The organism is Micromonospora sp. NPDC047644 (assembly GCF_040704315.1).
In the GTDB taxonomy this organism is placed as follows: Bacteria; Actinomycetota; Actinomycetes; order Mycobacteriales; family Micromonosporaceae; genus Micromonospora.
Window position 1 is genome coordinate 91,470 of record NZ_JBEYSY010000021.1, and the last position, 9,529, is coordinate 100,998.

At 74.8% G+C, this 9,529-nt stretch carries 7 protein-coding genes; 6 read left to right on the forward strand and 1 reads right to left on the reverse strand.

From position 1 onward, the window contains the following. The first annotated feature begins 3 nt into the window (after positions 1–3). From AB0877_RS28755 to AB0877_RS28770, 4 genes are all read left to right on the forward strand, one after another. Positions 4–1,011, forward strand: coding sequence for a cytochrome d ubiquinol oxidase subunit II (locus tag AB0877_RS28755; RefSeq protein WP_366612694.1), 1,008 nt, complete (start codon positions 4–6; stop codon positions 1,009–1,011). After that, positions 1,008–2,684: a thiol reductant ABC exporter subunit CydD gene (gene cydD, locus AB0877_RS28760; RefSeq protein WP_366612695.1), complete on the forward strand. Its 1,677-nt coding sequence runs from the start codon at positions 1,008–1,010 to the stop codon at positions 2,682–2,684. Before AB0877_RS28755 ends, cydD begins: the two co-directional genes overlap by 4 nt. Next, the gene (gene cydC, locus AB0877_RS28765; RefSeq protein WP_366612696.1) at positions 2,681–4,510 is read left to right on the forward strand and encodes a thiol reductant ABC exporter subunit CydC; all 1,830 of its coding nucleotides are present in this window, start codon (positions 2,681–2,683) and stop codon (positions 4,508–4,510) included. Before cydD ends, cydC begins: the two co-directional genes overlap by 4 nt. A gap of 68 nt (positions 4,511–4,578) precedes the next feature. Beyond that, a complete protein-coding gene (locus AB0877_RS28770) occupies positions 4,579–5,253 on the forward strand; it encodes a permease prefix domain 1-containing protein (RefSeq protein ID WP_366612697.1) in 675 nt (224 codons plus the stop codon). A 73-nt stretch (positions 5,254–5,326) separates the two neighbouring features. On the opposite strand, the gene AB0877_RS28775 is transcribed toward AB0877_RS28770, so the two are convergent. After that, positions 5,327–5,665: a helix-turn-helix transcriptional regulator gene (locus AB0877_RS28775; protein WP_366612698.1), complete on the reverse strand. Its 339-nt coding sequence runs from the start codon at positions 5,663–5,665 to the stop codon at positions 5,327–5,329. A gap of 160 nt (positions 5,666–5,825) precedes the next feature. Between AB0877_RS28775 and AB0877_RS28780 the strand changes: the two genes are divergently transcribed. Continuing rightward, the gene (locus tag AB0877_RS28780) at positions 5,826–6,782 is read left to right on the forward strand and encodes a DNA primase (protein ID WP_366612699.1); all 957 of its coding nucleotides are present in this window, start codon (positions 5,826–5,828) and stop codon (positions 6,780–6,782) included. A gap of 39 nt (positions 6,783–6,821) precedes the next feature. Then, positions 6,822–9,263, forward strand: a complete 2,442-nt coding sequence (locus AB0877_RS28785) for a transposase (protein ID WP_366612704.1) — start codon at positions 6,822–6,824, stop codon at positions 9,261–9,263. Positions 9,264–9,529 lie beyond the last annotated feature (266 nt).

A 9,529-nucleotide genomic window follows, 5' to 3' on the forward strand; every position in this document is an offset into this window, starting at 1 on the left:
ACAGTGGACCTCGCCTGGTACGCCCTGCTCGGCTTCTTCTTCGCCAGCTACCTGGTGCTCGCCGGCTACGACTACGGCGTCGGGCTGCTGCTCGCCCGCGGTGTCGGTCCGGCCGGCCGCCGGGAGGCGCTCACCGCGCTCGGCCCCTTCTTCCTCGGCAACGAGGTCTGGCTGGTGGCGGCCATGGGCATTCTGTTCGGCGCGTTCCCCCTCCTGGAGGGCGAACTGCTGGCCGGCTGCTATCCGGCCGTCGCGGGCGCCCTGGTCGGCGTCATCCTGGTCACCGTCGGGGTCCAGTTGCGCAGCCGGCCCGGTGACGAGCGGGTCCGCGCCCGTTGGGACCGCGTGGTGGTGATCGGCAGCGCCCTCGCCGCGCTGGGCTGGGGTGTGCTGCTGGCCGCCCTGTTGCAGGGCGTACCCCTGAAGGCCGACGGGCACGTCGCCGGGGTGACACACCTGGCCACCCCGTTCGCGGCCGCCGCCGGTCTGGCCATGGTCACCCTGGTCGCGGTGCACGGGGCGACCTTCCTCACCCTGCGGCTGTCGGCGGAGGCCGCCGCCGTGGTCGGCCGTACGGCCCGCCGGCTGGTGCCGGTGGCGCTCACCGCGGTCGCCCTGGCCACCGTCGTGGGCCTGCTCTCCGCCCGGGTACGTGACACAGTGCAGCGACCGGCGGTGGCCGTACTCCTGCCCGTGCTGCTCGTGGCGGCGTTGCTGGCGGCCCGCGCGGCGCTGGCCCGGCGGCGGCCGGGGTGGGCTCTGGTCGCCACCGGCACGGCCCTGGCGCTGCCGGTGCTGCTGGTCGGAGCAGCTCTCTGGCCCTACGTGCTGGTGTCCACGACCGATCCGGACGCCTCGCTGCTGGTGGCTGACGCGGCCGCCAGCGCGCCGACTCTGCGGCTGCTGGGCTGGGTGGCGCTGCCGCTACTTCCGGCCCTACTAGGCTTCCAGGCGATGTGCTGGTGGGTTTTCCGAGGACGGACCGACGGTAGGGCACCGGTGTACTGGTGAGACGCCGTCCGTTCGACCCGCGTCTGCTGCGCCGGGTCCCTGCGGCCCGGGGCGATCTTGCCGTGCTCGCGCTCCTGGGGGTGCTGGCCGCCGGGTTGATCGTGGCCCAGGCCACCGCGCTCGCGTCGCTGCTGGCCACCGCGATCGACGGTCGGCTGGATCGACCGGCGCTGGCCGGCTTCGTGGTCGCGGTCGCCGCCCGCTCGGCCCTGGTGTGGGCGCAGGGCACGGTTTCGGCCCGGGTCACCGCCACGGTCAAGGCCACGCTGCGGGCCGACCTGCTCGGCGCGGTGGGCCGGCACGGGCCCGGTTGGGTGGCCGGGCAGCGGGCCGGTGAGATCGCCACCCTGGCCGGGCGTGGGTTGGACGCGCTGGACGCGTACTTCACCGGGTACCTGCCGCAACTGGTGCTCAGCGTGACGGTGCCCCTCGCGGTGCTGGCCCGGGTCGTCTTCGCCGACTGGAGTTCGGCGGTGATCATCGCGCTGACCCTGCCGCTGATCCCGGTCTTCGGCGCGCTGCTCGGCTGGCAGGCGCAGGCTGCCACCGAGCGGCAGTGGCGACGCCTCGCGCTGCTCGGCGGGCACTTCCTGGACATGGTCGCCGGGCTGCCCACGCTGCGCGCGTTCGGGCGGGCCCGGGCGCAGACCGATGTGGTACGCCGGATGGCCGACGGGCACCGCGTCGCCACCATGAAGACACTGCGGATCGCGTTCCTCTCCGCGCTGGTCCTCGAACTGGTCGCCACCCTCTCGGTGGCGCTGGTCGCGGTGCCGGTCGGCATCCGGTTGCTCGGCGGCGGGCTGGCCCTGCAGACCGCGCTGCTGGTGCTGCTCCTGACCCCGGAGGCATACCTGCCGCTGCGGGCCGCCGGCAGCCGCTTCCACGCCAGCATGGAAGGGCTGGCCGCGCTGGACGAGGCGTTGACCGTCTCCGCCGCACCCACCGCGCCCCGGGCCGCCGAGGGCGCCTCCGTGCCGGACGCGCGGGCCGAGATCCGGTTCGAGGGGGTGACGGTGGCGTACGAGCGGACCACGGCGCTGCGCGACGTGACCCTGACCATCCGACCCGGCGAGCGGATCGCCATCATCGGGCCCAGCGGCGCCGGCAAGAGCACCCTGCTCGGCCTGCTGCTGGGTTTCGTGACACCGACCAGCGGCCGGCTCACCGTGGACGGGGTCGACCTCGCCACCGCCGACCCGGACGCCTGGCGTCGGCAGCTCGCCTGGGTGCCGCAGCGGGCGCACCTCTTCGCCGCCTCGCTGGCCGACAACATCCGCCTCGGCGCGCCGGACACCCCGGCCGACGTACTCACCGCCGCGGTGCACGACGCCGCCCTGGACGACGTGGTTGCCGGTCTGCCCGACGGTCTGGACACCCTGCTCGGCGAACGCGGTCACGGGCTGTCCAGTGGTCAGCGGCAGCGGGTGGCACTGGCCCGGGCGTTCCTGCGCTCCGCCCCGGTGGTGCTGCTCGACGAACCCACCGCCCGACTCGACACGGCGGCCGAGGCGGTGGTGCTCGACGCCACCCGTCGCCTGGTCGCCGGGCGGACGGCGCTGCTCGTCGCACACCGTCCCGCGTTGCTGGCCGACGCCGACCGGATCCTGCGCGTCGAGGACGGCCGGGTCACCGAGTTGACGCCCGAGCCGACCGGAAGGGCCACCCGATGAACGCGGCACCCGTGCCGGGCCCGGCAGGCGGGGTCACCGACCCGGCGCCGCCCGGGCGGGCCGCCACCGACGCCGCACCGCGCGGGCGGGCCGCCGCCGAGCGGGCGGTGCTGCGACTGGCCCGGCCGTACCTGGGCCGCCTGGTCGGCGCGGGGCTGCTGGCGGCCGCCACCGAGTTCGCCGGCCTGGCCCTGATGGCCACCGCCACCTGGCTGCTGATGAGCGCCGCCGGTCAGCCTCCGCTGGACCGCCTCACCGTGGCGATCGTCGCGGTCCGGGCGCTGGCGATCAGCCGTGGCGTGTTCCGCTACACCGAACGACTCGCCGGGCACGACGCGGTGCTCCGCATGATCACCGACGTCCGGGCCCGGGTCTTCGCCACCCTGGCGGCCCGCCGTGGCACGGCGCACCGCTCGGGGGACGTGCTGAGCCGCCTGGTCTCCGACGTGGAGGCCGTCCAGGACCTGCTGCTGCGGGTGCTGGTGCCCGCCTCGGCGGCGGCCGTGGTCGGCGTGACGGCGGTCGCCGTGGCGGCGCTGATCTCACCACCGGCCGCCGGGGCGCTCGCCGTCGGGCTGCTGGTCGCCGGGGTGGCGCTGCCCGCGTTGGCCACCGCGGTCACCCGCCGCAGCGCGGCCGAGGTGGCCCCCCTGCGGGGCGCGCTGGCCACCGATGCGATCGACCTCACCCACGGTGCCGCCGACCTGGCCGCGTTCGGGGCGACCGACGTCGCGTTGCGCGCCGCCGAGCAGCGCGCCCACCGGCTGGCCCGGCTGGAACGTCGGCTGGCCGCCACCGGGTTCGCCGTGGACGCGGCCGGCGTGCTGGTCGCCGGCGTGACCGCCGCGGCGGTGGTGCTGGTCGCGCTCGCCGCCGACGTGCGGGGGGTGCTGGTGGGCGTCCTGGCCGTCGGCACCCTGGCCGCCGTCGAGGTGACGCTGGCGTTGGTGGCGGCGGCCCGGCAGTGGACGCAACTGCGGCCCGGCCTGACCCGGGTGGCGGACCTGCTCGACGCCGACCCGCCCACCGCTCCGACGGCGACCGGCGCGACGGACCTGACCGGCCCGCACGACCTGCGCTTCGTCGACGTGACAGTGCGGTACCGGGCCGGTGCGGCGCCCGCCCTGGACAGGGTCAGCCTGGACCTGCCGGCCGGACGCCGGATCGCGGTCGTCGGCCCGAGCGGCGCCGGCAAGAGCACGCTGGCCGCCGTGCTGACCGGTGCCGTCCGGCCCGCGTCCGGCCGGGTCACCCTGGACGGTCAAGATCTTTCGGCGTACGCCGAGGAGGCGCTGCCGCGCGCTGTCGGCGGGTTGCTGGCCGAGGCGTACGTCTTTCATGCCACTGTGCGGGAGAACCTGCTGCTCGGGCGGGCCGCGGCGGGCGAGGAGGAGCTGACCGCTGCCACCGCCGCCGCCGGTCTGCTGGACTGGGTCCGCGCCCAGCCGGCGGGCTGGGACACGCTGGTCGGCGAGGAGGGCGGGCAGCTCTCCGGCGGGCAGCGGCAGCGGCTGGCGCTCGCCCGGGCACTGCTCGCCGCGCCGCCGGTGCTGGTGCTCGACGAGCCCACCGAAGGTCTGGACCCGGCCGCCGCGGACGCGGTGCTCGCGTCCGCCCTCGCCGCCAGCCCCGCCGGGCACTCGGTGCTGCTGATCAGCCACCGGCTCAGCGGGCTGGCCGAGCTGGACGAGATAGTGGTCCTGGACGGCGGTCGGGTGATCCAGCGCGGTCGGCACGCCGAGTTGGTGGCGGCCCCGGGCTGGTACCGGGACCAGTGGCTGCTCCAGGCCGCGGCCGAACGGGGTTACCTGGCGCTCGCCCCCTGACCCGCCTCCGGGGCGGACCAGGGTTCTCCCCGACGTCGACCGGCCGGAGTCCGTGGCAGGGTGGTGCCATGTTGCGCGGTGAGGACGTGATGGTCGACGAGCACCTGCGGGAGCTGGCCGCCCGGTTGCAGGGGCCGGCGCGACTCAAGTCCGACCTGCTGACCGAGGCCCGGCACGGGTTGCTGGACGCCGTCGAGGCGTACCGCGAGAGCGGGGTGCCACCCACCGAGGCGCAGCGCAGGGCGGTGGCCGAGTTCGGCTCCCCGGCACAGGTGCTCCCGTCCTGGCAGGCCGAGCTGGCGGTGGGCGCCCTGCGTGGCCTCTCCCTGCGGATGCTGGCGATCGCCGGGGTGGGGGTGGCCGCCGGTGATCTGACCTGGCGGGGGTCGAGCTGGAGTGGTGGCCCCCGCCCGCCAGCCGGTTATCTGCTGCTCTCCAACTCGGTCGACTGGATCTGGTTGAGCGCGCTGGCGCTCTCGGCGACCGGCCTGCTGGTGGTCTGGGCGAGCGCGCGGGCGCCCCGGCCGGGCCTGGCTCTGGCCCAGCGTGCCGTGGGCACCGGCCTGACCGGTGTCCTGATCCTCGGCATAGTGGCCGGCAGCGCCCTGTTCACCTGGTCGCTCAACCTCTGGGACGCGGCGTTGCACTGGCCCCCGATGATCATCGGGGTGATCTTGGTGGGCGGCGCCTACTTCTCGCTCACCCGCGCGGCGCGGGGCTGGCTGCTGGCCACCACCCGCTGACCACCAGCCGGCGCGAGCGGGCCCGGCCGGAAGGGTCGCGTCGGGCCGGAGCGGTCGCGTCAGCCGGGGCGCGTCAGGCCCGGGTGGGCGGGGTGCCGGGATCGAGGAACCGGCCGACTGTCAGTTGGAACTCACGCCAACCGGCCCGTTCCCCGGCCAGCGCCCGCCGGCCGGAGTCGGTGAGTTGGTACGTCCGCCGTTCCCGGCCGCTGACAGTGCTCCAGGTGCTCGCCACGTGACCGGCGCGTTCCAGGCGACGCAGCGCCGGATAGATGGTGCCGGTGGGCAGATCCAGACTGCCGTCACTGCGGGCGCGCAACGCCTCGATGATCGCGTAGCCGTGCAGCGCGCCCTGTTCGAGCACGGCGAGCAGCAGAGCATCGAGATGGCCGTGCAGCGCCTGGGCCTTCATGCGTAGCTACGCTACTTGTCGAACCGTCTCTTCGCCAGCGACGACGACCAGCAGGTCGAACCCGTGCGCCGACCGGCGACCGGGGTGCGGGCATCGGTCACCCAGGGCCGCCGACTAGGGTATGTGCCCAGAGTCACTCGCCGGTCAGAGACCCCGGTGGGTGGGCAACCCGAAGCACACGGAGGTCAGCGTGGCCCGCCAGTCGCCCCAACGGCCCGACGCCGACGAGCCCGAGCTCGACGACACCACCGGCGCGGCCGAGCCAGACGAGGTCGAGACCGACCGCCCGTCGGCGTCGATCGACCGCTCACTCTGGGACGAGCTGCGCATCGACCCAGTGGAGATCGCCCTGCCCGCCGGTACCGGCTTCACGCTCCGGGCGTACCGACCGGCCAGCTCGCTGACTCCGACCGACGTGACCGAGCGCGACCAGGACGACCCGTTCCTCGCCCGCCGTCAGGCGATCGAAGAGGAGGACGAGGACGACGAGACCGTCGTCATCCTCGACGAGGAGCTGGCCCAGGAGTTCGCCGACGAGGACGACGAGTCGACGCGCCGCCGGGACGGCGCCGCCACCGACACCGAGACCGACGACGAGTCGGACGAGGCCGTCACGGACGAGTCGGACGACGAGGAGGTGCCGGTCTTCCTCAGCAACCAGGGCAAGCTGCTGCTGTTCAAGACCCCCGAGTCGCTTGTCAGTTTCATCCGATCCGGTGCGCCCAACGATCTGTCCCAACTGGACAGCTGGAATGAATTGTCCGAACGGGTGGAGCCGGCAGACATCGCTCCGCTGGACGAGGACACCTACGAGCTCGACCTGGTCGTGGAGAACCTGCGCGGCGGTCACGACACGTGGGATTCGACCCTGCTGATCGAGGCGGGCGAGGCCGCGCGTGACCTCTCGTACGCATTGCGGCTGCCTGCGGTACTCGACATGCTCTCCGCCGGTTCCAGCCTCGACGACCTGGACGAGGCTCTGCGCGGCACCGCCAACGGTGGGATCGGCGCGTTCATGGCTCGGCGACGGCTGAAGAAGATCGGGGCGCAGACCGCAAGTTTGGGTTGGCGCACCATTGTCGGCAAGATCTCTGCGGTGGTGGACTGGCGCGACTGACCCGTACCGGGGAGCATCAGTTGCTGGCAGAGGAAAGACCTGTCCCGGGAGGAGGACGACGCCGTGGCGCTCGTGCGCGTTTACTGCGGTCTGGCCTCGGCGGATCCGGCTGACCGACCGGCCTCCGCCGGTTCGACGCTGACGTCCGCTGTGGTCGACGACGCAGGCCGTCTGCTGCATGTCTGCGAGATCAGCGATGACGCCGCTGGCTACGCCCAGCTCGTCGCGCTGCTCGTGGAGCGGTCGGGCGGGCCGAGCGGTGCGGCCATCGCCGCCGACAGCGACGACCACACGGTCACGTCGCTGCTGAGCGCGGCGGGGCGACCCCTGGCGATCGCTGACGACGACTCGGTGGACGACTTCGCCGAACGGTTCGCCGACGACGACTCCCTTGAGGAGATGCAGTCGCCTCCGGCCGAACGACGCGCGGTCGGCCTCGCCCGCGCGTTGCAGGCGGGGGCGCTCTCCGCCGTCACCCTGCCGGCGCCCCGGGACCTCGCCGGATACAAGCAGGTGCTCTCCGCGCACGCCGCGCTGGCCAGTGGCCGGCACTCCGCCGCCGTGGCGCTACGCGAGGTTCTGCGTGAGCTCTACCCGGCGGCCCTGCGCGCCTACCCCGACCCGGCCGAGCCGGTCTCTCTGGCCGTGCTGGACGCGCTGCCCGAGCCGGGAATGCTCGGCGGCACCGTGGCCCGGGGCCGCGAGGTGTCGGTCGCGGCGGATGCCATCGCCGCGCACCTCGCCGCGGACGGGGTCGCCGACGCCGAGGAGATCAACGAGGCGGTCACCGCCCTGCGGGTCGCCATCTCCGAGACACCCCGACGGGCCGCGGTCAACCGGGCGCTCACGTCCGCGGTGGCCGAGACGGTCCGTCAGGCCGTCGCCTCCGTACGGGCCTGCGACGCCGGGTGTGAGGCGTTGGTCAGCGCGCTCAGCTCGCGGGTCAGCACGCCGGCCCAGGCACCCGGCCGCCGGGCCGCCGCCCGCCGCGGCGAGTCCGTCGGCGAGTTGACCGGTCTCGCCGGCACCACCGGGTTGACCGGCCTCGCCGGCACCAACGCCGGGTTGCGGTCGGTCCGATCCGCTCCGCCCGCCGCCGACCCGGCGCCCGCTGTCGGGCGTCGCAGCCGTCCCGAGCCGGTCCCCGGCAACGCGCCGTTGGCGTCGCCCCGCCCGCTCGGGCCGCCGCCGGTCGCACCCGCGCCGGTCACGCCGCCGCCGGTCGCACCCGCGCCGATGACTCCGGCGGCGATGGCTGGTCCGCCGCCGTCCACGCTGCCCAGTCGCAGCGAGCCGCTTCCGAGCCGGATCGACGGCCCGACCAACCGGCCCGTCTCCGCACCGCCGCCTCCGCCGCCCGGGATCACCCCGATCGCGCCGACGCAGCGGGGCATGGTGCCGCCGGCCGAGGCCGGTGAGCCGTTCCGGCCGACGCTGACCACCGCGGCCATCAACAGCGCGCGGGCCGAGCGGCAGCGCACGGTCATTCCGCCCCGCCCCAAGACCAACGGGGAGCCTCGGCCGAGCCACCTGCAACGCCCGGTCGACGAGCCACCCACCGGCGGGTTCAGCGCCACCGACCTCAGCATTCCGGTGCCGACGCCCCGACCGGGGCAGGAGACCGCAGCGCCCGGCTCCCGTGCGAACTGGCCGCTGGTCAACAACCCGGAGGACCCGTCCGACAGCTCACCGAACAACCCGGTGGCCTACTCGTACGGCGGCAGCCGCGGTGTCGACGCCCCGACCGACCCAGGTCGGGCCGACGGTCGGGTCACCCCGCCGTGGTTGGCGGACGACCTGCCGCCGGAGCCGCCGATGCTGCGGCTGGTGGAGCCGCCGCCGCTGGCCGACCGGGCGCTGCGCGAGGGGCTCAATCCTCCCGCGGACCAGCACCTGGAGACGCCGCCGTTGCGCCTGGTCGACCGCGAGCAGGCCGCTCGCAACGGTCGGGCGGCCGCCCGCACCGAGCGCGCGGCCGAGCACCGGCCGCCGCCTCCGGTCGAGCACCGGCCCCCGCCCATGGAGCACCGGCCGCCGCCGGTCGCCGACGAGGGCGACGGCGATCTGCTGATCTTCGCGCAGGCCAAGTCGGCCTGGTTCGTCGGGCAGGCCGAGGAGTCCGACCTGGACTGGTCGACCACCGCCGACACCGGCTGGCAGGCCGCGGAGCAGGCTGCCCGCCCGGCGGTGGGTGCCGAGACCAACGCCGGGCTGCCGAAGCGCGTGCCGCAGGCCAACCTGGTGCCGGGTTCGCCGCTGCGCGAGGAGCGTCCTTTGCGCATAGTGCGTGATGCGGCAAGCCTCGCGGAGAACACGACCGGCTACTTCCGTGGCTGGCGTCGCGGCCAGGAGATCGGCGGTTTCGCAGTGGGCGGTCGGCCCGGTCGCGAGGCGGCCGGCGGTTGGGACTTCAGCCGCGACCACGGCGACCGCGACGACGACCGGGAGTACGAGTACCGCTCGGCGGGCTACCAGTCCTGACCTGACCCTTCACCCACGCGCGAAACGCCCCCAGCCGGCCGGCTGGGGGCGTTTCCGTGTCAGCAGGACGATCCCCCCTCGGGCACGCAGAAGCCGCCTCGCGAGGACCGTGGGTGGCCTGCGCCCCAGGAAAGGGGCCGGCAGCTTCCAGATCGTCAGGAGGCGGCTCGGCGCCGACCGCCCCGACGACTACGTGGGGTTGGTCTGCGGACCGATGCTGGCCGCCGCCGCCCCGTACGCGAAGTGGATCGACGTGTTCTGCGAGC